Below are 23,441 nucleotides of genomic sequence, written 5' to 3' on the forward strand. Positions count from 1 at the left end.
CATCCAGACCCGCCGGCGTTTGAGGCGCGGGGTCCGGGGCGGAGCCCCGGCAACGGCGTCGCGCCGAACCGTCACTCCTGCGCGTTCCCGCCCGTTTTCCCCCACATACGACGCGTTGCAACTGGAGGCAGGCCATGACACTCCCCGCACCACGCCCCGGCAGCGGACCCGTCCCCGGAGGGGAACTGGCCGAGCCCGGCTTCTGGCAGGCGCCCCCCGCCCACCGCCTGGCGGCGTTCGCCCGGCTGCGGGCCGAGGAGTCCCCCGTGTTCGTCCCCGAAGGGCCCCGCACCGGCCACTGGGCCCTCGTGCGCCACGCCCAGGTCCAGGAGGCCAGCCGGCTCCCCAAGGTGTTCGCGAGCGCCCCCGGCGTGACCACCCCCGAGCCGCCCCGCTGGGTCCGCGCGCTGTTCGGGGACTCGATGGTCAACCTCGACGGCGCCGACCACGCCCAGCTCCGCAAGATCGTGCAGCGGGCCTTCACGCCCCGCCTGCTGGCGGCGGCCGAGGAGGACATCCACACGGTCGCCGCCCGCATCGTGGACGACGTACTGGCCGACTGCCCGGACGAGTTCGTCTCGGCGGTGGCCTCCCGCCTGCCCCTGGAGGTCATCTGCAACATGATGGGCATCCCGGAGCGCTACCGCGCCGAGATCGCCGACCGCGTCAACCACGCCTCGGAGAACATCGGCGTGGAACGCGGCCTGGCCGCCCGCCTGCGGATGCCCGGACGCGGCCTGCGGGCCCTCGCCCGCATGCAGCGGATGGTGGCCGGCATCGGGCGGGAGCGGCGCAAGAACCCCACCGACGACCTGATCTCGGCACTGGTCTGCGCGAACGTCGACGGCCAGGCCCTCGGGGCCCGCCAACTCGGCGCGTTCTTCTCGCTCCTGATGGTCGCCGGGGTGGAGACCACCCGCAACGCGATCACCCACGGGCTGACCCTGCTGACCGACAACCCCGACCAGCGGGACCTGCTGCTCTCGGACTTCGAGAAGTACGCGGACGGCGCGGTGGACGAGATGATCCGCCACTCGACGCCGATCATCCAGTTCCGCCGGACGGTCGCCGCCGAACACACCCTGGACGGGCACCTGTTCCGCCCGGGCGACAAGGTGGTCCTGTACTACGCGTCCGCCAACCGCGACGAGGCGGTCTTCCCGGACCCCGACGCCTTCGACATCACCCGCTCGCCCAACCCGCACCTGGGCTTCGGCGGCGGCGGCCCGCACTTCTGCCTGGGCGCGCACCTGGCCCGGGTGGAGATGAAGGCCCTCTTCCGGGAGCTGCTGACCCGCCCGGTCGGACTGCGCGCGGTGGGCCTGCCCGATCTGGCGGGCTCGAACTTCGACAACCGCGTCCGCTCACTGAAGTTCGCGTTCGAGCGGCCCTGAGGGACCCGGGGTCCGGGGGGGCCGGGGGTCCGGGCATGCGGAACCGGCCACCGGGCAGGCTGGGAGCCCGGCGGCCGGAGCTGTACGGCACCGCTGCCGCCGGCGCGGCTACTGCAGGGTCTGCACCGCGATGACGCAGTGGGCGCTGCTGGTGAGCACCGCCTCGTCGCCCGCGAACGCCTGGAGGAGCTCCGCGGTCACCGGCCGGCCCGGAACCGCCTCGGGCCAGGCGCGCGTGGCGAAGAGGAAGTACGCCTGTCCGCTCTCGAGCGCGGCGGCGACCCACTCCTTGGGGGCGACGCAGGTGGCGTTCAGGCCGGGCATGGTCAGCGTGACCTGGTCGCCCGCCATCAGCACGATCTGCACCGCGAAGGTGCGCGGGCTGCGGGTGCCGTCCATGACGACGTCGCCGATGGGCAGGCCGATCTCCTCCAGCAGCCCGCGGGCCGCCGCCTCGCCGGCCTCCCGGCCCTGCGGGCCGTCCCCGAGGGTGTAGGCGAGGAGGTACGGGATGTCGTGGGCCTCGGAGGGGTCGCCGATCCAGGCGAGCACCGAAAGGGTGCCGAGCTGCGACCGGTCGATTTCGGCTTGAGTAGAAGTCATGCGCCGCACCCTAGTCGCCTCTCCCCCGGCCTTTTCACGGCCTTTCACCCGGGCGGGCTAGACCGCCCAGAAACCCCCTCCGGAATTCGCCTGGATGTTCGCGTCCTGGTACTGGAGCCGCTCAATGCGCGCGTTTTCCGGGATTTCGAACACCACCCACCCCTCGGCCCGTTCACCGACCGCGAGGGAATCGAAGACGAGCGGTTTGCCGGTCGTCAGTTCACCGGTCGGCACCACCGGATGGCGCTGCCCCGCGCTGTCGTGCGCCCACATGCGTCCGAGCGCCCCGTACGAGGCCCCGCCCACGTTGACGAAGGACATCGAGGCGGCCACCCAGCGCTTGCCGGCCGGCGGGGCGTAGTTCTTCTCGATGCTGACCGCGGGGTCCACGTAGGCGTTCAGCACCACCTGGAGGTGGCGGCCGACCTGCCGGCCGTTCACCTGTACGGGGTCACCCACATGAGCCTCCTTCGCCCCGGTCCGTGCGGGGGCCTCCTCGGCGCCGGGCGCCCCGTCGTCCACCGGGACGGCGGGTGCCGCGGCGGGGGCGAGCGCGGCTCCCTCGGGGGCGCTCTGGCAGGCCGTGGCGCCGAACAGGAGGAGCGGGAGCACCGCGGCGGCGGCGAGGACGGGGGTCTGGCGACGGACGGCGGACTGACGCATTCGCGATCCCTTCGGGGCGTATTTCGGCCAGTCTCACGCGCCCGAGCGGGCAATTGCACTCACCGACACGAGTGCGCCCGGGGAGTGTGTGCGGCGGGTTGCGGCCAACTGCCAGCACAATGCGTTCCGGCGGATTCCCGCCGCCCCGTTCCATCCGCGATCCATCTGGAGGAAAAATGCGCATGTCCGGCCGCCGAATGGCACTGGCAGCCCTCTCCGCACTGGCCGCCACCACGGTATTCACCGTCCCGGCCGGGGCCACCGTTTTCGAGCAGGGTATTTCCGTACATCCCGACGCTCACATCGCCGAGGACGGCGGCGTCACCCTTTCCGGGACCTACCACTGCGAGCAGGCGTCACCCGTGGGGGCGATGCAGATCAAGGCGACCGTCGTGCAGGACGACAGCCGGCTCAGCATCGGCGCGGAGGAGGTCGTCTGCGACGGCACGGAGCGCAGGTGGGTGGCGCACGCGCCGGGCTTCCTCGCGGGCGTGCACCCGGGCCACGCGACGGTCACCGGGGAGCTCCAGGAGATCCACCTGTCGCCGAACCTGATGCCGCGCTCGGTGGCGACGGTCGCCCAGGACACGCAGGACGTCGAGGTCCACGAGGGGCACTGAGCGACACCGGGCCCGTGGCCCGCGCCCGCCGGTCCGGTAGCCGCCGCTACCGGGACCGGGCGCCCGGGGCCCGGCCCGCCCGGCGCACCGGCATCCGGACCGGGATCCGTACCGCCGTCAACGGCAGGCGGGCGCCACACCCGTCATCGACATGAACGCCGCCGAATGGCATCCGGGGTCCGCGTGCGGGCGCCCCGTCGTCCAGTCCACGACCGTCGGCACTCCGGCGGCCAGCAGGAGCAGGGCCAGGATGCCCGTAACGGCGCCCTTGTTCAGCCTGCGCACAGCACGTTCCGTTTCATGGTTCGCATCATCACCCCGCCCCCGGCACCCCACAACTCGGCGTGACGGCGGGGTCACTCCACGCTCCGCGGGTTGCCTCCGGCGTCGAACTCGCACCACACCGCCTTGCCGTCGCCCCGGGACTCGACACCCCAGTGGGTGGCCAGCGCGTCCACCAGCAGCAGTCCGCGCCCCGTGGTGGCAGCCTCCCCCGGGGTGCGCCGGCGCGGCCACACGCTGGAGCGGTCCTTGACCCACAGCCGGATCCGCCGGACCGGCTCCGGCAGCACCTCCATGGTCAGCACCGCCCCGCCGTCGGTGTGCAGCAGGGCGTTGACCAGCAGTTCCCCGGCCGCCAGCTCCACGTCGTCGGCGAGGTCGGGCATGCCCCAGTCACGCAGGGCCTGGCGCAGGGCGTAGCGGGCGTCCGAGAGGCCCTCGGGGTCGGCCTGGTGGACGTACTGGTGGATGCGCGGCGCCCGGTGGGTGCCCGGGTCGGGGGCCCGGCGCAGCACGAGCAGAGCCACGTCGTCGCCGGAGCCCCAGCGCTCCCACAGCCGGTCCAGGAGGTGGTCGGCGAGCGCCCCGGCGCCCTGCGGCCCGCTGCGCACCGCGTGGGCGAGGGCGTCCATGCCCTGGGTGATGACGGACCCCGGCTCCTCCACCAGGCCGTCCGTGCACAGCACCAGCGTCTCCCCGGGGACCAGGTCGAGGCGGGTCTCGGGGAAGTCCTCCTGCTCGAACACCGAGGCCAGTCCCAGCGGCAGCCCGCCGCGCACGTTGGGCCAGCCCGTGCGCCCGTCCGTGTGCCGGATCAGCGGGCCGAGGTGGCCCGCGCGGACCGCCCGTACGCCCCCTGTCTCCAGGTCCACCTGCGCGTACATGCAGGTCGCGAAGCGCTCGGTGTCCAGCTCGGCGAGGAAGCGGGAGGCGCGCGCCAGCACGGTGGACGGCGGATGGCCCTCGCCCGCGTACGCCCGCAGCGCGATCCGCAGCTGGCCCATGATGGCCGCCGCGTGCGTGTCGTGGCCCTGGACGTCGCCCACCACGATGCCGACGCGGTCACGGGGCAGCGCGATCACGTCGTACCAGTCCCCGCCGACCTCCCGCCCGCTCCACGCGGAGTGGTAGCGGACCGCGATCTCCCCGCCCGTGATCTCCGGGATCCGGCGGGGCAGCATGGCGGCCTGCAGGCCGGTGGCGAACTCGCGCTCCTGGTCGAAGAGGAGGGCCCGCTGGAGGGACTGGGCCACGATGCCCGCGAGGCCCAGGCACAGGTTGCGCTCCTCGGGGCTGAACTCGGTGCGCCGCCGGTAGAAGAGCACCAGCCCGCCGATGGCCTTGGCCTGTGCGATCAGCGGCAGATAGGCGGCCGCGTCGAACTGGATCCGGTTGAGGTAGTCGCTGAGCAGCGGGAACTCGTCGCCGAGCGCCCTGAGCGAGGTGACGAAACGTGCCTGCCGGGTGATCACCGCCTGCGACAGCGGCAGCGAGCCGTCCAGCCGGGTGAACCGCCGCTCGCTGAGGATCTCCAGCGTCTCCCCGCTCAGCGCGATGATCTTGATGGTGCCGCCCTCGACCAGCCCCAGGGCCAGCCCGTCAGCACCGAGCCGCTCCAGCGCGCCCGCCCCGGTCAGGGCCGCCGTGACGTCGTCGACCGTCACCGCCCGCGACAGGGCCTCCGTGGTCCGCTGGACGATCGTCGTCTGCTGCGCCCGCGCCGACTCCAGCTTGCGCAGCTGCGTGGCCTGCGCAAGTTCCGCCGTCGCGTCCCGGACGATCCCCACGATCCGGTACGCCTGCCCGTCCTCGCCGCGCAGCACCCGGCCCCGGGTGTGCGTCCACTGGTCGCGGCCGTCGCGCCGCTGCACCGTGAAGTAGGCGCCGTACGACTCCCCGCCGCTCTCCAGCACGTCCTCGACGGCCTGGCGCAGCCGGGCCGCATCCGTGGGCGGGATCCGCAGCCCGAGCGCCTGCGGGGTCCCGTCGAGGTCCTCCGGCTCCAGGTCGAAGACGGCCGCCCCGGCCTCGTCGATCTCCAGCGTCCCCGCCGCCAGGTCCCACTCGAAGCTGCCCATGCCGTTCAGCGCGAGCCGCTCCCCGGGCCCGGTCTCGGGGGGCTTGCGGCCCTGCCCGGATCTGTCGCGCTCCGCCGCTGCCACGAGTCACACCACCTAACGGCCGGGCCAGCACGGCTGGGAGATCAGCCGCTCCCACTCCTCGTCAGGATGCCCCGGAAGAGTGCGCCCGGCCTCCCGCCAGCGCTTGACGAGGGTGAGGTAGATGGTGGGCTGGACGATGTGGGGGGCCGTCGCGTACGGGGCGTGGTCGTAGGCGGCGGTCCTGTCGTAACCGGCCGCGCGGTCGTACCCGGCCGCCCGGTCGCGGTCGTATCCGGCGGGCCGGTCGTATCCGGCCGCCCGGTCGTACCCCGTCGGCCGGTCGTATCCGGCGGTCCTGGCCGTGGCGGGCTGTTCCCCACGGCTGGCGGGAATGCGTACCCAGCCGCGGCCCTGTGCTCGCTCCGCGCTCATCGCGGACCCCTCTCACCGCAGATACGTCTGGGGTTGCCCGGAGGCAGCCCGGTCGTAGGTCGTGGTGGAACCCGGCAGCGGACCCCGGGCGCCGAGGCGCTTGCGGACTCCTTTCACCAGTCTCCCCGCCGTGAAGCCCGCACCGTGCACGAATCGCATGGAAGGGCCGAATGAGGGAGCCGTGAGGAGCCCCGCGAAGAACAGCCCGGGATAAGAGGACTCGAAGCCGGGGCTCAGCTCCGGCGTCCCGGTGTCGCCCACCGTCTCCAGCGCAGCCCGCAGCCCCGCGTCGAGCAGCTCCAGCCGGGCCAGGTCCGGGCTGAAGCCGGTGGCCGCGATGACGTGCGCGGTGTCCAGCACCACGGACTCCCCCGACCCGGTGGTCAGCCCGAGCCTGGTCCGCCCGCCCACCGCGACGGCCCGGTGCAGGTGGTGCCCGAGCAGGACGGGAACGCGCCGCTCGAAGCGGTCCCGCAGCCACCAGGCCCCGGCCGGGCCCAGCGCGGTCGCCGCGATCCGCTCCCGGGTGGCCGCGGGCAGCCGGCGCACCGCCCAGGGCAGCTCCGACCACACCCAGCTGCGCCAGCCGGTGCCCAGCCCGCTGTGCGGTTCGCGCAGGGCCCGCAGCGGCGGCCGGCTCAGCGGCTGCGGCACCGTGTTCCAGTTCAGCCGGGAGCGCCGGGCCACCAGACACGGCCGGGCGCCCTGCTCGGCCAGCAGGGCGGCCGTCTCCAGGGCCGCCTGCCCGGCCCCGAGCACGGCGACCTCGCGGCCGGCGAAGCGGGCCAGGTCACGGTGGCCGCTGCTGTGGGAGTAATGACTCGGCGGCAGGTCCCGCAGCGCCGGGGGCAGGTGGACGAACGGCATGACCCCGACCGCGAGGGCGACCGTACGGGCGAGCAGCGGCGGCCCCTCTGCGGTGCGGACGCGGAAGCCGTCGCCCTGCGGGGTCACCTCCGTGACGGTCACCTCCTCCACCTCCGGCGCGGCGTGCCGGGCGAACCACATCCCGTACGAGCTGAACGTGCCGATCGGCAGCGGAGTGCCGTGTTCCGAGACCAGTCCGCGGGTGGCGCAGTAGTCGGCCAGGGTGTAGCGCCCGCCCGGCGCGGACAGGTTCGAGGACCACGGCTCCGACTTCAGGTACATGCCGTCGGGCATGTGGTCGCGCCACGAGGCCATGGGCCGCCCCAGCAGCCTCACGTCGAGCCCCGCGCCCGCAGCGTGCGCGGCGATCGACAGCCCGTACGGGCCCGCGCCGATCACCACGAGATCGTTCATCCGCGTCACGGCTGCCGTCCCTTCAGCTCCATCGTCTGCGTACTCGGCCCGGGCGCTGTCGCTACCGGGTGACCAGCTCGTCCGGCGCCGCCGGGGCCTCCGGCGGCGCGGGGCGGGAGGCCGGGCCCCCCAGTTCGGCGGGCGGCTGCTCCCGGCCACCGCGCTGGCGGGGGGCGCGTACCGCCGCACGGGCGGTACGCCGGCCGTGTACCGGGACCCCGCGCAGCGCCCGCACCCCCTTCCCCGCGCCCCGGCCGAGGAACGCGGCGAGCATCGCCAGGAACGGCATCGGATCGTCGAGGGCGAACCAGGCCGGCTCGACCCGCGCCCGCCCGCCGGACCCGGCGGGCCCCGCGAGGCCCGCAAGGCCCGCCGCGAGGCGACGCGGCAGGGAGCCGCCCCGCACCGCGGCCAGGAGCGCGTAGTTCTCGGCGACGAACACCCGGCCCGGCCCGCCCGAGGGCGCCGGGACCCGTTGGCCCGTCAGATCCAGGTACAGGGCCTGTACGACGTCCAGCCCGGCCGTGTCCGTGAACAGCCGGAACTGCGCGCCCGGCCGGGGGTTGAAGTCCACCAGCCGGAAGGTGCCGCGCTCGTCCCGGCGGAAGTCCAGGTCCAGGATCCCCTGGTAGCCGAGGCGTTCGGCCAGCCGCAGCCCCGCCTCCTCCACCGCCGGGTCCGGCAGCCAGCGCCCGACCGCGGTCAGCCCCGTCCGCACCGGCCAGGACAGCTCCTTGCGGCCCGATCCCGCGAACAGCGGATGCCCGCCCCGGCCGAAGGCACCGTGGAAGAACCAGTCGGTGTCCGGCCCGGCCGGCAGGAACCGCTGGAGCAGCAGCCTGCTCCCCGCCTCGGCGGAGCGCTCGTAGAGCCGGCGCGCCTCGGCGGCGGTGTGCAGCAGCGTGGTGCTCCGCAGCCCCGCGCCCCCCGCCGGCAGCAGCCAGGGCCGGCTCCACTTGGCGACCACCGGCAGGCCGAGCCGCCAGGCGGCCTCCGCCGCCTCGGCCCCGCTCGCCGGGACGACGGTCTCCGGGTGCGGGATGTCCCAGCGCGCGCAGAGCCGCGCCAGCTCGGCCTTGTCCGCCACCCGCGCGGGCAGGTTGTCGGGCTGATGGGGGATCCGGTAACGGTCCATCAGCATCGGCGCGACCCGGGACACCGCGATGGCGCTCAGGTCGTCCATGGCAACGAGCACGGCAGGCCTGCCGATCCGCTCCGAGACCCCGGTCAGGCACTCCAGGAGGGATTCCGGAGCCTCCGGGTCCAGCCCGCCCCGCGGCCCGGGATGCACGGCGTGCAGATAGCGCGAACGCCCCATGGGACCTCCCCCGGCCTCGACGACGGCATGGACCTCCACGCCCTTGCGGCCAAGGGATCTGACGGCGCCAAGGGTTCCGTGGTGGAACGGATTCCGATCGAGTCTGAGCAGAACTGCGGGCACATGGTTGAGATAGGCGTGCATGGCAACGGTGTCTTTCACCTAGTCGGACCAAGCGGGGATGGTGCGCAGATGCGAATGGCCTACGCAGCTGTCACCGGACAGGCCAATCGTCAGATCTGATGCCTAACGTCTTTGGTAAGCACACCGATTCGGGAAAACTCGGGAGACGCCATGCCCAGACCACGCCGCCGACTGGCGAGCACCTGCGTCGGCACGGTCACGGCCGGACTGCTCGCGACGACCGGGGCCGCGCTCGCGGCGCCCGAAAAGGGCCCGCCCCAGGGCTCGGACATCGCCATGGGCGCCTATCTCGACTACGGGCCGCCCGGGGTGGCCCGCATCCCGTACCTCTCGCGCTGGCTGGGCGGCAAGGAGATCCGGGTCGGGCACACGTACCTCCCCGGCGACAGGTGGGAGGGCATCGAGGGGAACGTCGACTTCCTGGAGGACTGGGCCGAGTGGCGCCAGGCCCGGGACGGCCGGATGTTCGTCCTCAACGTGCCCATGCAGGCCCGGAACGAGGACCGGGTCCCCGACGACCAGGTGGCCCGGCTGATCAGGGCGGGCGCGGCGGGCCGGTACGACCGGCACTTCCGGCGGCTCGCCGAGCGGCTGGTGGAGCTGGGCGTCCCGGACACGGTGATCGTGCTCGGCTGGGAGATGAACGGCGTCACCTACACCCACCGCTGCGGGCCGGACCCGGAGAACTGGAAGGCGTACTGGCGGCGCATCGTCGACAGCATGCGGTCGGTGCCCGGACAGAAGTTCAAGTTCGATTTCGCGCCGAACAGGGGTAAGGACGCGATCGGCTGGACCAGGTGCTACCCCGGCGACGACGTGGTCGACATCATCGGAATGGATTCGTACGACCAGGCTCCCGGCCGGAGCTTCGACGACCAGATCACCCAGCCGTACGGGCTCCAGAAGCACGTCGACTTCGCGAAGGCACACGGCAAGCCGATCTCCTACCCGGAGTGGGGGCTGTTCCGGCGCGGGGACAATCCGGAGTACGTGCGGCGCATGCTGCAGTGGATCGAGCAGCACCGGCCGATCTACCACACCATCACCGACTACTGCCCGCACGGCGTGTGGCAGTGCAAGCAGAACCCGCTGTCCGCGAAGGTGTTCCGCGCCGCGCTGAGGCAGGAGCGGCCGGGACCGGTGATCCCGACCCCGGTGGTACCCACGCCCGTGATCCCGACCCCCGTGATTCCCACGCCGGTCGTGCCCACGCCGGTCGTCCCGCTGCCCGAGATCCCGACGCCGCAGATCCCGAAGCCCGAGATCCCGAGCCCGCAGATCCCCAAGCCCGAGGTCCCCAAGCCCTCGCCGGAGGCCCCGCTCCCGGTGAGCCCCAGCCCCGAGGCCCCGAGCCCGGCGACCCCGAGCCCGGTCGCCCCGAGCCCCGAAGCACCGAGCCCGGTCACCCCCAGCCCAGAAACCCCGAGCCCAGAAGCCCCGAGCCCGGTCACCCCCAGCCCCGAAGCACCCAGCCCGGTCACCCCCAGCCCCGAAGCACCCAGCCCGGTCACCCCCAGCCCAGAAGCACCCAGCCCGGTCACCCCCAGCCCAGAAGCACCGAGCCCGGTGGCGCCGAGCCCCGAAGCGCCGGGCCCGGTCGTCCCGTCGCCCCAGGCACCGCTGCCCGTGACCCCGAGCCCGGTCGTCCCCACACCCGAAGACCCGGTCACGCCGAGCCCCGAGGCGCCGGGCCCGGTCACCCCGAGTCCCCTCGTCCCCAGCCCGGAGGTCCCCGCACCCGAGGACCCGGTCACGCCCGCGCCCTCGCCCGTGGCGCCGAGCGCCCCGGTACCGAAGCCCGAGTCCACGCCCACGCCGAAGCCGACGCAGCCCGATCCGGTCGACCCGCCGGTCAACATCAGGCAGTGGTGCATCCCGCTCAACTTCGGCGAGTGGCTGTCCAAGCTGGTCGGCAAGCAGTCGGTCTGCATCCAGCTCGACTGGGGCAAGGACTCCGGCTTCTGGCCCTTCTAGACGGGTCATCGCACCCGCAGTTCGTTGAGCCGCGCCCGCCAGTCCCTGGCGGCCGGCAGCGCCTCCCGCAGCGCGTCCACCGCCCGCTCGCGCCCCGTCACCTGCGACTCGTGCAGCCGCAGCAGGGGCGCGAGCGCCGACGTGGCCAGCAGGAACCGCTGGTTGACCACCGTTTCGGGCCGCCAGTGGTTCTTGTACGGCTCGTTGCCGCGCAGGAAGCTCACCACCGGCCGGCCCTCCGCGAGCGCCCGCCCGGCCTCGTAGCGCAGCAGCAGCGTCGCCACGTCCACCTTGCGCGTGCGCAGGTCCGGGTCGGCCCCGTACAGGTAGCCGCCGCTCAGCGCTGCCGACAGCAGCGTGAGGTTGACCGCCACCACCTTGCCGTCCAGCCGGAACTCCGTCAGCCGGCCCTCCCCGGCCCGCACCATCCGCCGGGCGGCCCGGGTCAGGTGCTCGGCGAAGCGGGGCCTGAGGTGCTCGGGGGTCACCCCGCGGCCGCGCCACTGCTTCTCGTGGAGCCGCAGCAGGGTCCGTACGGCACGCGGCACTTCCTGCTCGGTGACCTCGTGCTCCTCGATCCCGGCCGCGTCGGTCTTGCGCAGTTTGGCCCGGACCCGCTGGGCGCCGGAGGCCGGCATCCGCTTGACCAGCTCGTCGAAGGGCAGCGCGGGCAGCTCCATGCAGGTGGAGTCGGCGAGCCGGGCGCCGACCCCGGGCCAGTGCTTGTGGAGCTGCTCGACGGCGGCCCCGGGCCGGACCTCCCGCAGGTCGACCACCGCGCCCCGGGCGGCCCGGTGCAGCCCGCGGGCCAGCGCCGGGACGACCTGGTCGGCGTGCTCCGCCGCCACGAGCACGTCGAAGTAGTCGGTGATGTTGCCGCCGAGCGGCACGAGCAGCGGGAGCGGCCGGTGTACGAGCATCAGCGCGGCCGCGCCGACCAGTTCCCCGCCGCGCCGCACGAGGACGATCCGGAGCCGGCCCTCCTTCCCGTACGACAGCCACCAGGAGTGCAGCCAGGCGTGGCTCTGGAAGGGGGTGGCGCTGGGACAGCCGCGGACGAGCCGGTTCCACGGCTCCTCCAGCGCGGCGAACTGCCGGGGGTCGCGGCACAGCGCCACCGACAGGGCCCCGGCGGAGCCCGACGTCATCGCACGGACTCCTTCTCCTTGGTCTCGGTGTGCTCACCCTGGGCGGGGAGCGAGGCGTACTCCTCGACGACGGGCGGCGTCGTGACGGTCGCCGTCGCCTCGTCCCGCTGCTCCGGCGCCTGCTCCTGCTGCGGCCGGCGGCGGCCGGCGGCGGGCCGGGCGAGCAGCCAGAGCCCGCCGAGCAGGCCGCCGGCACACATGCCGACGGCTCCGCTGATGGGGGCCGACGGGGAGGCGGGGTCGCTCGGCGCGACGGCCTGGTTGAAGAGGAGCAGCTGCACGCCCGTGTTCTTGGCGGCCTGATTGCTGCTCAGCGACAGGGCGTCGGCGACGGCGTTGGCGATGTCGGCGGCCTCGGCGGGGCTGGTGGAGGTGCCGGTGATGGCGATCATCGGGGACTCGGGGGACGTCTCGGCCCGCACCTGGGTCCGCAGCTTCTGGGCGCCGATGCCCGCGCGGGGCTGGGCGTAGGCGAGGGTGGAGCTGCTGGTGGCGATCCGGGCGTACGCCTGGGCGAAGCCGAGGGCCGTGGCGGGTTCAGTGGTGTCGTCGGGGACGGCCACGACGTAGCTGGTGGCGGCGTACTCGGGGGTCTTGAGCACCCCGTACGCCCCGCCCACGGCGAGCCCGAGCAGCGCGCAGGCCGGCAGCGGCCACCACGCGGGCGGCACCACCCGGCGCCGGGCCCGCCGCAACCCCCTCCTCACGCCCTTCCGCGCGACCTGCTTCTCGCCCTGCTTCTCGCTCTGCTTCTCGGCCTTCTTGTCGGTCTTCTTGTCGGTCTTCGTCTGATCGACGGTGTCAGCCATGTGCGTGCTCGCTTCCTGGGTGGAGGGGAGTGGTCAGGGGGTCGTCGGGCAGCCCCGCCGGCGTGCGGGGCGCGGCCGCCCGTGCGCGGGGGGTGCGGGGCGGTGGGGTGGACAGGGCCAGGTCGTAGACGTCCAGGAGCCGGCGGGCGCTGCGGGCGATGTCGTAGCGGCGGACCACCGGCGGCGGGGGGAGGCGACGGGCGCCCGCCTCCATGTGCCCCCGGAGGGCCGCGACCAGTTCCTCCGTGCCGCTGCCGATCCGCCGCGCACCCGGGGCCTGGGCGGCGGGGAGGTCGTCGATCGCGGGGCACGTCACGTGGAGCACCGGCAGCCCCGCCGCCAGGGCCTCCACGACCGCCAGCCCGAACGCCTCCTCCCGCGACGGGGACACGAAGACGTCCATGGCCGCCAGCAGCGCCGGGATCCCCGGCGTACGCCCGTCCGCGCTGTCGCCCAGCGGATCCCGCTCCCCCAGCAGGTGGATCCGGCTCTGTGCGCCGAGTTCCGCCGCCAGGGAGCGCAGGAAGGCCCGCTCGGGCCCGTCCCCCGCCAGCAGCAGGTGCGCCCCCGGCAGCGCCGCCACCGCCCGCACCAGCACGTCGAACCGCTTGCCGGGGACCAGCCGCCCGACACCGCCGACCACGAAGGCCCGCTCCGGCAGCCCGGTCCTGGCCCGCGTGGCCCTCCGTACGCCCTCGTCGAAGCGGAAGCGGGCGGCTTCGATCCCGTTCGGGACGACGTGCACCCGCGCCGGCGGCACCCCCCACCCCTCCAGGCGGGCCGCCACCGTGTCCGACACGGCCACGGTCGCCGCTCCCAGCCGCTCGCTCGCCAGGTACAGCGCCCGGACCCCGCCCGACAGCGGCCGCCCCTCGATCTCGGCCTCCCCGAGGGAGTGTTCGGTGGCCACGGCCGCCCCCGCCCCCGCGAGCCGGGCCGCGAGGCGCCCGTACACGCAGGCCCGGTACAGGTGCGTGTGCACGAGGTCGTAGCGGCCGCGCCGGATGAACCGCACCAGCCTCGGCAGCACCCCCAGGTCCCGGTTGCCCCGCATGCCCAGGTGCACGACCCGCACCCCGTCGGCGCGCAGCCCCTCGGCCACCGGCCCGGGGTTGGTCAGCGTCAGCACGTCGCACCGCATCGGCATGTGCCGCAGCAGCAGCCGCAGTTGCTGCTCGGCGCCGCCGACACCGAGGCCGGTGATGACGTGCAGGGCCTTCACGTGCGCACCCCCCGCCGCAGCCCCCGCACCTGGTGCCGCAGCTGCTTGACGCGCAGCCGCGCGCCCCCGTCGGCCTGGCTGACGTGCGTACGCGGCAGGGCGTGCGGGCCGGCGAGCCGCCCGGGGTCGATGGCGCAGGCGTACCCGTAGCCGGCGTCCCGGGTGGCGGCGACGACCCGCTCGTCGAGGTGCCCGTACGGGTAGCAGAAGCCCTCGGGCAGCGTGCCGGTCAGCTCGCGCAGCAGGTCGCGGCTGCCCCGCAGCTCCTGCTGGAGCACGTCGTCGGCGGCGGCCGTGAGGTCCTGGTGGAGCAGCCCGTGCGAGCCGATCTCCTGTCCGGCCGCGGCGACTTCGCGGATGCCCTCGGCGGTGAGCAGGGACTTGCGGGGGCCCAGCGGGTCCCACACGTTGTCCACTCCGAGTCGACCGGGCAGGACGAACAGGGTGGCGGTGCAGTCGTGGCGTTCCAGCAGCGGCAGCGCGTGCGTGAGGAAGTCGGTGTAGCCGTCGTCGAAGGTCAGCCCGACCAGCCCGGCCCCGCGTCCGGCCGCGCGGGCCCGGAGCAGTTCGCCGACCGACACCCCGCGCAGCCCGCGCGAGCGCAGCCACAGCAGCTGCGCCTCCAGGGTGCGGGGGGTGACGGTGATCCCGTACGGGTCCTCGGCGGGATCGGTGAACTCGGCGACCGAGTGGTACATCAGGACCCACGGCGATGCGGTCCTGCGGGCGGGGACCACCACGGCGGCGGGCGCCGAGTCGGTGTCAGCGGACATTGCGGAACCTCTGCGTGAACTGGGAGATCTGACCGGGCAGGGCGGTGACTTCGAGGGCGCGTATGGCCATGCCGGTGGCGCCGAACATGGCGGGAACCAGCAGGCAGCCGAGGGCGGCGCTGAGCATCGGGTCGGGGACCATCGGCCCGGCGATCCAGCCGGTGGCGCAGGCGGCGGCCGCGGAGACGGCGAGCCGGCCGATGCTGACGGCGACCCGGCGGACCTGGATGGCGATGATCCGCGAGCCGAGGCCGGTGAGCAGGAGCGCGGCGGTGGTGGAGATCCCGGCCGCGTTGGCGGCGGCGAGTCCGTAGGTGCCCCACCAGCGGACGGCGACGGCTCCGGCCACGATGTTGACGAGGAGCCCGCCTCCCATCGCGAGCGCCGGGAACCAGGTGGGCCGGGCGGTCGAGAAGAAGGGCCGGGACAGCGCCCCGACGAGGCAGTGGCCGAGGAGTCCGAGCCCGTAGACGCGCATGACGGAGGCGGTGGCGAGGGTGTCGGCGTGGGTGAACGCGCCGCGTTCGAACAGGACCTGGATGATCTGCGGCGCGTAGCCGATGACGAGGGCGCTGCCCATGAGGACGGCGAGGGAGGCGAGCGCGAGGTCCTGCTCGACGCGCCGCCGGGCCTTCTCGCGCTCCCCGCCGGCCATGGCCTGGGCCACGACGGGGAAGGTGACGGTGCAGATCATCAGCGACAGCACCATCGGCATCTGCGCGACCTTCTGCGCGTAGTTCAGGTGGGAGATCGCCCCGGGAGGGAGCGAGGCGGCGAGGAAGCGCTCCACCAGGACCTGCGACTGCCGGAAGACGGCGAAGAAGATGACGGGGGCGATGACCCCGAAGGCGATCAGGGTGGGCCGGTCGCGGTCGCGCTGGCTGCGCGGGGGACCCGCAACATGCGCGGCCCGGGGCGGGCCGAAGCCCACGTTCCGGATGAAGGCGGGCAGTTGGACGAGGACCATCAGCAGGCCGCCGACGGCGACCCCGGCCGCGGCGGCCCGTACGCCCCACAGGGTGTGGAGGGCCACCATCGTCCCGATGATGCCGATGTTGTACGAGACGTAGATCGCGGCGGGCGGCACGAAGGAGCGGTGCGCGCGCAGCGCGGCGCTGAAGTATCCGGCGAGCCCGAAGGACAGCACGGTCAGTGCCGTCATGCGGGTGCACTGCACGGCCAGTGCGGGGTCGGGCAGGCCGGGGGCGAGGACGGCGACGACGGCCGGGGCGGCCACGATCAGTACGGACGCCACGGCGGCCAGGAACACGGCGAGCCGCGGCAGGGTCGCCCCGACGAGCAGCCGTACGGGGTCCTGTGCCCGGGCCTCCTTGCGGGTGAGGCCGGCCCGGCTGGCGGCCCGCCGGGCCAGGGCCTGGCTGAAGGCGGGCACCATCAGCAGCGCCATGGCGTCCTCGATGAGCAGCGTCGAGGCCATCTCGGGCACGGTCCAGGCGATCAGGAAGGCGTCGCTGTCGTGCCCGGCGCCGAAGAGGTGCGCGATGGTCTGGTCGCGGACCAGCCCGAACACCGCCCCGGCGGCGGTCAGCCCGGCGGTGACGGCGGCGGCCTTGGCCAGGAACCGCCCGAGCCGGGGGTTCCCGCCGGGGGCCTCGGGTGCGGACCGGGGGTACCCCTCCGGCCCCGCCGGGGCCTCGGTGGGGCCGGTGGCCGCTCCGGCGCGGGCCCGGGCCCGCGCGGCTGCGGCCACCGGCCCGTTCGGAGCGGCCACGCGCAGGCCCGGCAGCCCGGCCGCGCCGGGGTATCCGGCCGATCCGGGCAGCGCCGACACGTCGGCCGGCCGGACGGCCGAACTCCGCCCCGGCACCCCGCCCACGACGAACCCGGGATCCGCCGACCCCGGAGCGAGCCCCGGCAGAACCGGCCCCCGCGACACCGACCCCGAACGCGGCTCACCCGACGCGGAGTTCCGCCCCGGCACGGCGCCGCCCACGAACCCGACATCCCCCGAACCCGGAGGGAGACCGGGCAGGACCGGACCCCGGGACACCGGGCCGCGGGAGAGCGGGCCCGGACGGGGCTCCGGCGGGGCTCCCTTCCGGCCCGGCCGCGGCGCGGCCGGGTCACCGCCCGGAACGGGCGCCGGCGCGGCGGAGCTCCACTCGGGCGCGATCGCGGCGACGAACCCGGGATCCGGGGGCACCGGCGGGCGGCCCGGCAGGACCGGGTCCCGGGGCGTCACCGGAACCGCGTCCGGCCCGGTGCCGGGGTCGGCGGGCCCGCCCGGGACGCGGGCGGGGCCCGCCCCGGCCGCAGGGCCGGAGGCGGGCCGCCAGGGCGTCGTGTCCGTCACCGGCCGCTCGAACCCGCGGGGGTCCCGCCGGACGCACCCGCGCCGACGACGCCGACGGCGGCGAGCCCCGGCGCACCGGGGCCGCCCCGGACCGCATCCCCCCGGGAGGGCACCGGCAGGGCCCACCAGGCCGCCAGGCCGATGATCACCCCGGTCAGGACGGTCGACGGGCCGCCGATGTCCGCGTAGAGAAAGTCGGTCAGCTGCCACACGAACAGCCCGGTCGCGACCAGCCCGCAGTCCCTGACGGCGCGACCGCCGGAGGCGTACCGGCGCAGACCCGCCACCAGCAGCGCCGCCCAGCCGCCCGCCAGCGCGGTCAGTCCGATCAGCCCCTGCTCGCTCAGGATCAGCAGGTACATGTTGTGCGGGGAGAGCAGCGGCTGGCGGACGTACGCCTGCCCCGCGCCCGCGGTGTCGCTGCCGGAGGAGAGCCCCAGCGAGGAGTGCCCGTCACGGTGTGCCGGGAAGCCCTTCAGGCCGACCCCAGCCGCCGGCCGCTCGCGCCACATCGACCCGGCGGCGGCCCACATCGTGTAGCGGTCGGTCACCGACTGGTCGGGGGCGCTGGAGACCTGCGTGATGGAGGTCAGCCGCTCGGCGACCATGTCGGAGCCGACCCCGAGCCCGCCCACCAGGACGACCCCGGCCGCGGCCAGCGCGACGAGCACCTTCAGGGCCCGCCGGATCCCGGCCATGCCCATCACCAGCACCGCCGCGCCGACGGTGGCGATCCACACGCCCCGGCTGAACGACAGCACCAGCGGCAGCACCAGCACCAGCGCCGTGCCCCCGGCGATGCGCCGGACCCTGCGCGCCTGCCCGGGCGCCAGCGCCAGGGCGGTCGCCACGACCAGCCCGTACGCCACCACCGTGGCCATGCCCATGACGTCACCGGGGCCGAAGGTGCCCACGGCCCGGATGTCCTGGCCCTGGTACGAGGCCCCGGTGTGGGTCGCGTACTGCACGACCCCCACCGCTCCCTGCACCAGCGCGAGCACCACGAAGCACCCGGCGGCGATCCGGAACTCCCCGGCGTCGCGCACCAGCAGTACCACCGCGGCCGGGACCAGCACGAACACCTGGAGGTAGCGCACGAAGCCGGGCAGGGCGGCGTACGGATCCCCCGCGGTCACCGTCGCGACCGCGAGTCCGACGGCGGGCAGGCCGAGCACGAGCACGCCGAGCGGGGTCAGCTCCCGCACCCGGCCGCGCAGCGCCTGCACCGCGCAGACGAACACCAGCAGCAGCGAGGCCGCGTCGGCGGGGCCGACCTTCCCGGAGGCGGTGGCGTCGCCCGCCGGGAGCGGGGCGAGGAGGAAGAGCACGGTCGCGGCGAGCGGCAGCAGCGGCCAGTGCGTGCGCAGCAGAGCCGGCAGATCGGGCCGCCGGGCCCGGTTCACGGATACGGCAAGGCTCATTCAGCTGCCCCCCAGCCGGAAGCGGAAGAAGGAGGCCGCGGTGCGGGCCAGGATCCACAGGTCCTGCCACAGCGACCAGGTGTCGATGTAGTGGTTGTCGAAGCGGGCCCGGTCCTCGATGGAGGTGTCCCCGCGCAGGCCGTTGATCTGGGCCAGGCCGGTGATGCCGACGGGCATCCGGTGCCGGGCCTCGTATCCGGGGTGGACGGTGGTGAACTTCGCGACGAAGAAGGGCCGTTCGGGGCGCGGGCCGACCAGGCTCATGTCACCCCGTACGACGTTCCACAGCTGCGGCAGCTCGTCCAGCGAGGACTTGCGCAGGAAGGAGCCGACCCGGCTCATCCCGCGGTCCCCGGCGACCGTCCAGCGGGTGGCGGACTCGTGCTCGTCGGCGCGCAGCGTACGGAACTTCAGCAGGGTGAAGGGGCGCCCGTACAGGCCGACCCTTTCCTGACGGAAGATCACCCCCGGCCCGTCGCAGATCCGTACGGCCAGCGCGCACGCGGCCATCACGGGCGCGGCGGCGACCAGTGCGACGAGCGCGAGCACGGCGTCGAGGCCGCGCTTGGCCCAGCGTTCGACGGGCCGTGCCGGCCGGGGCAGCAGCGGCTGGACGGCGTACCCCCACAGCTGGTCGGCGGGGTGCGCCACCCGCATGCCGGTGACCTTGGCGGTGCCGGCCGGGTCGGCGAGCCAGAGCCGGCAACCGTGGTCGTGGAAGAGCCGGACCAGGGCGGCGGTGCGCTCGTCGGCCTCGGGCGGGCGGGTGAACACCGCGTGGCGCACGGAGTTCTGGATGACCGCCCGCCGGACGTCCTCGTGGGTGGCGAGAACCGGCAGGGCGCCGGGGTCCGCGCCGTCGGCGGCGGCCGTGTCGGCGAGCCCGACGGGGCACAGCCCGTACTCGGGGCGGCCGTGCAGGGCGGCGGCCACCGCGGCGGCTCCGGCGCCGGGACCGACGACGAGGGCGGAGCAGGGCCTGCGGACGGCGGTGCGGCGGTGGAGCCGGTTGACGAACCCGCGTCCCGCGCACGCCAGTACGACCTGGAGGCACACCACGGTGAGCAGGACGCTCCAGCCCAGGGCCCGGCCCGGATCCACGGCGGCCACGACGGCGCCGGTCCCGCACCACAGGACGGCGGCCCGCCCGGCCAGCGCGGGCAGTTCGAGCAGGGCCGAGGGGGCCAGGCGCGGCCGGTAGAGCCCGGCCTGCGCGTGCAGCGCGGCGAGCAGGACGGCGACGGGCGCGGCCGCGGCGGCCGGCAGGGCCCCGGCGGGCAGGGCCGTCGCGGTGAGTACGGCGGCCAGCGCGTCGGCGGTGAGCAGCGGGAGCAGCCCGTCCAGGCGGCGGACCCGCTGCGGGCGTACGGCGGCCCGGGCCCGGTCGGCCCTGGGTCCGCGCGGGGGGTGGATGGCGGTCGCGGAACGGCGGGCTCCGCCCAGTGGCGCGGGCGCGAAGGCGCTGCCGCCGGCGGGCCCGTTGCCGCCCTGCCCGGTGTGCCGGGCGGCTGCGCTGTCCATCGTCATCGGCTGATGCGCTCCTGGTTCAAGGGCCGGGGCCTGCCCAGCAGTTCGTGGTACAGGCCGGTGACCGCGTCCGTGGTCCGCCGTACGTCGAAGTCGGTCCGGGCGTGCTGCCGGGCCTGCTCTCCGAGTTCGGCGAGCAGCCGCGGTTCGGCGAGGAGCCGTCCCAGGGCCTTGGCCAGCGCCGTCGGGTCCTCCGGCGGGACCAGGCACAGCCGTCCCTGGCCGGGCGGCAGGCTCTCCCGCGCACCGCTGACGTCGGAGACCAGGACCGGGCGGCCGCAGGCCATGGCTTCGAGCGGGGCGAGCGCCATGCCTTCCCACCGCGACGGCAGTACAACGAGATCGGCGGCCCGAAGCCACGGTCGGATGTCGGAGGCGGCGCCCGCGAAGTGCACCCCGGGCGGGGCGAGGCGGCGCAGCCGTTCGGTGTCGGGGCCGTCGCCGACGAGGGCCAGTCGGGCGCCGGGGACGGTACCCAGGGCCTCCGGCCAGGCCCGCAGCAGGATGTCCTGCCCCTTCTGGTGGCAGAGGCGGCCCACGCAGACGGCGAGCGGTCCCCCGTCCGCCAGGCTGCCCCGGAAGGCCTCGGGCAGCGGCAGCCCGGCGCGCGCCCGGGCCTTGTCCCGTCCCGGGTCGGGGCCGCCGGGCCGGAAGTGGTCGAGGTCCACTCCGTTGCGGACCACCGACCAGCGGGCGGTGATCCCCTCGGACTCGCCCGCGCGGCGTTCGGCCTCGCTGACGCAGAGCACCCGGTCGGCCCAGCGGGCCCCGTACCTCTCCCAGCGCAACGCGAGTGCGGCGGTGGCTCCGCCGACGGCGTCGAAGGACCAGGCGTGGGGCTGGAAGACGGTGGGGACGCTGCCGCGCGCGGCGAGCCGGCCGGCCAGCCCGGCCTTGGCGCTGTGCGCGTGCAGGAGGTCGGGGCGGACGCGGCGCAGCAGGCGCCGGGCGCCGATCACCTCGGCGGGCAGTGCGGGGCCGGGAGCCCGGCCGGCGCGCCAGGTGAGCACCTCGGCGCCGGCCTCGCGGGCGGCGTCGGCGAGCATGCCGCCGCCGGGGCAGCCGACGACGGCGCGCAGGCCGGCCGCGGACTGGGCGCGGACGAGGTCGACGACGACGCGGGCGACGCCGCCCTCGACGGGCTGGGTGAGATGGAGGACGGTCGTGGGCTGTGCGGCCCCATGCTGTGTGGGCACGAGCAGTGCTCTCCTGCGTTCAGCGGCGCGCGTCTGTCTGAACGAAGAGCACACCGAGGAAATGACCCTGGCCTTCACCCGTGAACCTGAAGCTCAGACTGCGGGCGCCACCGGACAGGGCAGGACTCAGGTCGAACTCGTCCGCGTCGTATCCGAGATTGTTCACATAATCGGGTTGCCGCACGGACGTTTGATGTCCGAATTCCGTGATCGTGGAATTCATAACATCATTAAAAGGATTTTCGGCATCGCTGAGGCTCACCCGGCGCCCGCTGTCGGCCGTCACGGTGAGCGAGTCCCCGAGGACGCCCCGGTCCCCGTCGTACGCGACCACCCCGACCCGCCCCGGAGACCCGGCCGGCGCGTCCAGGCCGTCGACCTCGACCAGCCCGTCGCCGGTGCCCGGGCGGCCCGCGAGCCCCTCGAAGCCGTCCCACAGCGAGATCCGGCGCACCGGCTCCTGCGGGTGCTCGTAGGCGACGACCAGCGTCCAGCCGCCCCAGGCCCCGACATCGGAGTGGCCCATGGCGATGTTCAGCTGGGCCACCGTCCACATCCCGGCGCCGCCCTTGCGCACCAGCGGGGTCACGTCGGCGGAGGCCTGGTAGGCATCGCTGCCGGCGTCCGAGCGGTGGCCCATCACCGTGTCGGCGACGACCTCCTTGTACGCGCCGCCCGGCTCGGCGACCAGCACGCGGCCGTTGTCCTCGGGCGGCTTCTGCTCGCCGACCCGCAGGTTCCCGCCCCAGTAGAGCCGGGCGTACGAGACCTTCGCGCCCTGCGGGACCTTGAGCTCGGCCCGCGTGGAGTTGTAGGTGTCCGGGTCCTTGTCGACCTCGCTGTAGAACATCTCGTAGTCGCTGTTGACCCCGGGCGCGCCCCGCCTGACGTCGCTGCACAGCTCCACCTGCGGGGACTCCTCGCGGCGGCAGCTGATGCCCGAGTTGGAGGCCCGTACGAGCCCGCCGTGCTGCACGGCCTGGTAACGCTGGGTGAACGGAACGCGGGGCAATTCTTTGGGAGCCGGGGCCGCGGCCGACGCCGCCGGTACGTTCCCGGAAAGTGCGAGGCAGGACAGCAGACCGAGCGTGCCGAGGATTCTGCGGGAGGAACCCATGACCCTGACTCCATTTTCGATCAAGGGGACAAAACAGGAGTGAACTTTGTCAGAAATCGGGCTGGAAATCACGTCGGACTCGCTCGTACGGCCTTTTGGGCGATAGCACGCACCCTCGAAGCGGGCGGGTCGTTAAGACGTGCACCATTGTTCGAACCGAAAGGAAAACGGAGATGAAGAAGCGGCTGGTGCGCGGCACCACCCTTGCCGTCGCGGGCGCTGCCATGGTGATGGGCGGCGCGGGCCTCGCCTCCGCGCACGGCGGCGCGACGGCGGACGGCGTCGCGGCCGAGTCCCCCGGTGTCGCGAGCGGCAACGTGGTCCAGGTCCCCATCGACATCCCGGTGAACGTGTGCGGCAACACCGTGAACATCATCGCGCTGCTGAACCCGGCGTTCGGCAACACCTGCGTGAACGCCTGAGCGTCAACCACGCCGTGCGAAACGGCGGCATCCGAGTGAAGTCACGCAACCCAGGCGGGCGGCGGGGCGTTGATCCGGGTGCTCCAGTACCGGGCAATCCTGCAAAAAAGGGACGACAATGATCAAGAAGATGATGGCCACGGCAGCGGTTGCGACCTCGGTCGCAGGCATGGGCGCTGCCATGGCCCCGCAGGCGATGGCCATCGGGAACGACAACGGCGTCACCACCGTGAACGGCAACGGCGCCGCGCAGATCTACGGCAACCAGGCCACCTACGGCAACATGAGCCCGCAGATGGCCCTGATCCAGGGCTCGTTCAACAAGCCCTGCATCGCCCTGCCGGCCAAGGCCAACGTGCAGTCCGTGATCGGCCTGCTCAACATCGGCGTCCAGGACATCCCGATCCTGTCCAGCCCGCAGAACCAGCAGTGCACCGAGAACTCCACCCAGGCCAAGGGCGACGAGGCCCTCTCGCACATCCTGGACAACATCCCGATCCTGTCGGGCAACATCTCCAACGGCAGCTGATCCCCGCGCCAGCGAGGCCGCCGCACCTCACGGTCGCGGCGGCCTCGCCGCATGTAGGGATCCGCCGCACGGCCCCGACCGCGCGGCCTTCGAATATCCGACACCAATCCACCGGCCGCCTGAATTCACCGACAGGGCATTGGGGTGAAT

21 protein-coding genes are annotated in these 23,441 nt (G+C 74.3%); 5 read left to right on the forward strand and 16 right to left on the reverse strand.

The annotated features are described in order from the left end of the window. Positions 1-134 precede the first annotated feature (134 nt). A complete protein-coding gene (locus tag ACFTXQ_RS28825; RefSeq protein ID WP_382646009.1) occupies positions 135-1,394 on the forward strand; it encodes a cytochrome P450 in 1,260 nt (419 codons plus the stop codon). 108 nt (positions 1,395-1,502) lie between these two features. On the opposite strand, the gene ACFTXQ_RS28830 is transcribed toward ACFTXQ_RS28825, so the two are convergent. After that, complete coding sequence (locus ACFTXQ_RS28830; protein ID WP_382646012.1) at positions 1,503-1,997, reverse strand: DUF5949 family protein; 495 nt, start codon at positions 1,995-1,997, stop codon at positions 1,503-1,505. A gap of 57 nt (positions 1,998-2,054) precedes the next feature. Next, the gene (locus tag ACFTXQ_RS28835; RefSeq protein ID WP_382646015.1) at positions 2,055-2,660 is read right to left on the reverse strand and encodes a DUF4352 domain-containing protein; all 606 of its coding nucleotides are present in this window, start codon (positions 2,658-2,660) and stop codon (positions 2,055-2,057) included. Positions 2,661-2,842: 182 nt separating this feature from the next. Between ACFTXQ_RS28835 and ACFTXQ_RS28840 the strand changes: the two genes are divergently transcribed. Then, positions 2,843-3,280, forward strand: coding sequence for a DUF6299 family protein (locus ACFTXQ_RS28840; RefSeq protein ID WP_382646018.1), 438 nt, complete (start codon positions 2,843-2,845; stop codon positions 3,278-3,280). Between the two features lie 117 nt (positions 3,281-3,397). Here the strand turns inward: ACFTXQ_RS28840 and ACFTXQ_RS28845 are convergent, their stop codons facing one another. From ACFTXQ_RS28845 to ACFTXQ_RS28865, 5 genes are all read right to left on the reverse strand, one after another. Beyond that, positions 3,398-3,565: a hypothetical protein gene (locus tag ACFTXQ_RS28845; protein ID WP_382646021.1), complete on the reverse strand. Its 168-nt coding sequence runs from the start codon at positions 3,563-3,565 to the stop codon at positions 3,398-3,400. A 71-nt stretch (positions 3,566-3,636) separates the two neighbouring features. Continuing rightward, positions 3,637-5,724, reverse strand: coding sequence for a SpoIIE family protein phosphatase (locus ACFTXQ_RS28850; protein ID WP_382646024.1), 2,088 nt, complete (start codon positions 5,722-5,724; stop codon positions 3,637-3,639). 12 nt (positions 5,725-5,736) lie between these two features. After that, positions 5,737-6,096, reverse strand: a complete 360-nt coding sequence (locus ACFTXQ_RS28855; protein WP_382646026.1) for a hypothetical protein — start codon at positions 6,094-6,096, stop codon at positions 5,737-5,739. Positions 6,097-6,108: 12 nt separating this feature from the next. Further along, positions 6,109-7,377, reverse strand: coding sequence for an NAD(P)-binding domain-containing protein (locus tag ACFTXQ_RS28860; RefSeq protein ID WP_382646148.1), 1,269 nt, complete (start codon positions 7,375-7,377; stop codon positions 6,109-6,111). A gap of 61 nt (positions 7,378-7,438) precedes the next feature. Beyond that, positions 7,439-8,695, reverse strand: a complete 1,257-nt coding sequence (locus ACFTXQ_RS28865; protein ID WP_382646028.1) for an ATP-grasp domain-containing protein — start codon at positions 8,693-8,695, stop codon at positions 7,439-7,441. 294 nt (positions 8,696-8,989) lie between these two features. Here ACFTXQ_RS28865 and ACFTXQ_RS28870 point away from each other — a divergent pair, with 294 nt between their 5' ends. Beyond that, positions 8,990-10,813: a glycosyl hydrolase gene (locus tag ACFTXQ_RS28870; RefSeq protein ID WP_382646031.1), complete on the forward strand. Its 1,824-nt coding sequence runs from the start codon at positions 8,990-8,992 to the stop codon at positions 10,811-10,813. Positions 10,814-10,818: 5 nt separating this feature from the next. On the opposite strand, the gene ACFTXQ_RS28875 is transcribed toward ACFTXQ_RS28870, so the two are convergent. From ACFTXQ_RS28875 to ACFTXQ_RS28915, 9 genes are all read right to left on the reverse strand, one after another. Continuing rightward, the gene (locus ACFTXQ_RS28875; protein WP_382646034.1) at positions 10,819-11,961 is read right to left on the reverse strand and encodes a GNAT family N-acetyltransferase; all 1,143 of its coding nucleotides are present in this window, start codon (positions 11,959-11,961) and stop codon (positions 10,819-10,821) included. Continuing rightward, positions 11,958-12,770, reverse strand: a complete 813-nt coding sequence (locus tag ACFTXQ_RS28880; RefSeq protein WP_382646037.1) for a YveK family protein — start codon at positions 12,768-12,770, stop codon at positions 11,958-11,960. The genes ACFTXQ_RS28875 and ACFTXQ_RS28880 overlap by 4 nt, the downstream gene beginning before the upstream one ends. Continuing rightward, positions 12,763-13,992: a glycosyltransferase gene (locus ACFTXQ_RS28885; RefSeq protein WP_382646039.1), complete on the reverse strand. Its 1,230-nt coding sequence runs from the start codon at positions 13,990-13,992 to the stop codon at positions 12,763-12,765. The genes ACFTXQ_RS28880 and ACFTXQ_RS28885 overlap by 8 nt, the downstream gene beginning before the upstream one ends. Next, positions 13,989-14,765, reverse strand: coding sequence for a polysaccharide deacetylase family protein (locus ACFTXQ_RS28890; protein WP_382646042.1), 777 nt, complete (start codon positions 14,763-14,765; stop codon positions 13,989-13,991). Before ACFTXQ_RS28890 ends, ACFTXQ_RS28885 begins: the two co-directional genes overlap by 4 nt. Next, positions 14,755-16,497, reverse strand: a complete 1,743-nt coding sequence (gene murJ, locus ACFTXQ_RS28895) for a murein biosynthesis integral membrane protein MurJ (RefSeq protein WP_382646150.1) — start codon at positions 16,495-16,497, stop codon at positions 14,755-14,757. Before murJ ends, ACFTXQ_RS28890 begins: the two co-directional genes overlap by 11 nt. A 578-nt stretch (positions 16,498-17,075) precedes the next feature. Beyond that, positions 17,076-18,500 (reverse strand): O-antigen ligase family protein, encoded by a 1,425-nt coding sequence (locus ACFTXQ_RS28900; protein ID WP_382646045.1) that lies wholly within the window; start codon positions 18,498-18,500, stop codon positions 17,076-17,078. Beyond that, entirely contained in the window at positions 18,501-20,021 is a 1,521-nt protein-coding gene (locus ACFTXQ_RS28905) for an exopolysaccharide biosynthesis polyprenyl glycosylphosphotransferase (RefSeq protein ID WP_382646153.1), read from the reverse strand. It abuts the gene before it with no gap. A 2-nt stretch (positions 20,022-20,023) separates the two neighbouring features. Beyond that, positions 20,024-21,223, reverse strand: coding sequence for a glycosyltransferase (locus ACFTXQ_RS28910; protein ID WP_382646047.1), 1,200 nt, complete (start codon positions 21,221-21,223; stop codon positions 20,024-20,026). A gap of 19 nt (positions 21,224-21,242) precedes the next feature. Next, on the reverse strand, positions 21,243-22,340 hold the full coding sequence (locus tag ACFTXQ_RS28915) for a DUF3344 domain-containing protein (protein ID WP_382646049.1): 1,098 nt from the start codon (positions 22,338-22,340) through the stop codon (positions 21,243-21,245). A gap of 173 nt (positions 22,341-22,513) precedes the next feature. Here ACFTXQ_RS28915 and ACFTXQ_RS28920 point away from each other — a divergent pair, with 173 nt between their 5' ends. After that, positions 22,514-22,762: a chaplin gene (locus ACFTXQ_RS28920; protein WP_382646052.1), complete on the forward strand. Its 249-nt coding sequence runs from the start codon at positions 22,514-22,516 to the stop codon at positions 22,760-22,762. Between the two features lie 118 nt (positions 22,763-22,880). Continuing rightward, the gene (locus tag ACFTXQ_RS28925; RefSeq protein WP_382646055.1) at positions 22,881-23,291 is read left to right on the forward strand and encodes a rodlin; all 411 of its coding nucleotides are present in this window, start codon (positions 22,881-22,883) and stop codon (positions 23,289-23,291) included. Positions 23,292-23,441: the final 150 nt, after the last annotated feature.

The organism is Streptomyces sp. NPDC057010, assembly GCF_042673805.1.
Classification (GTDB): Bacteria; Actinomycetota; Actinomycetes; order Streptomycetales; family Streptomycetaceae; genus Streptomyces.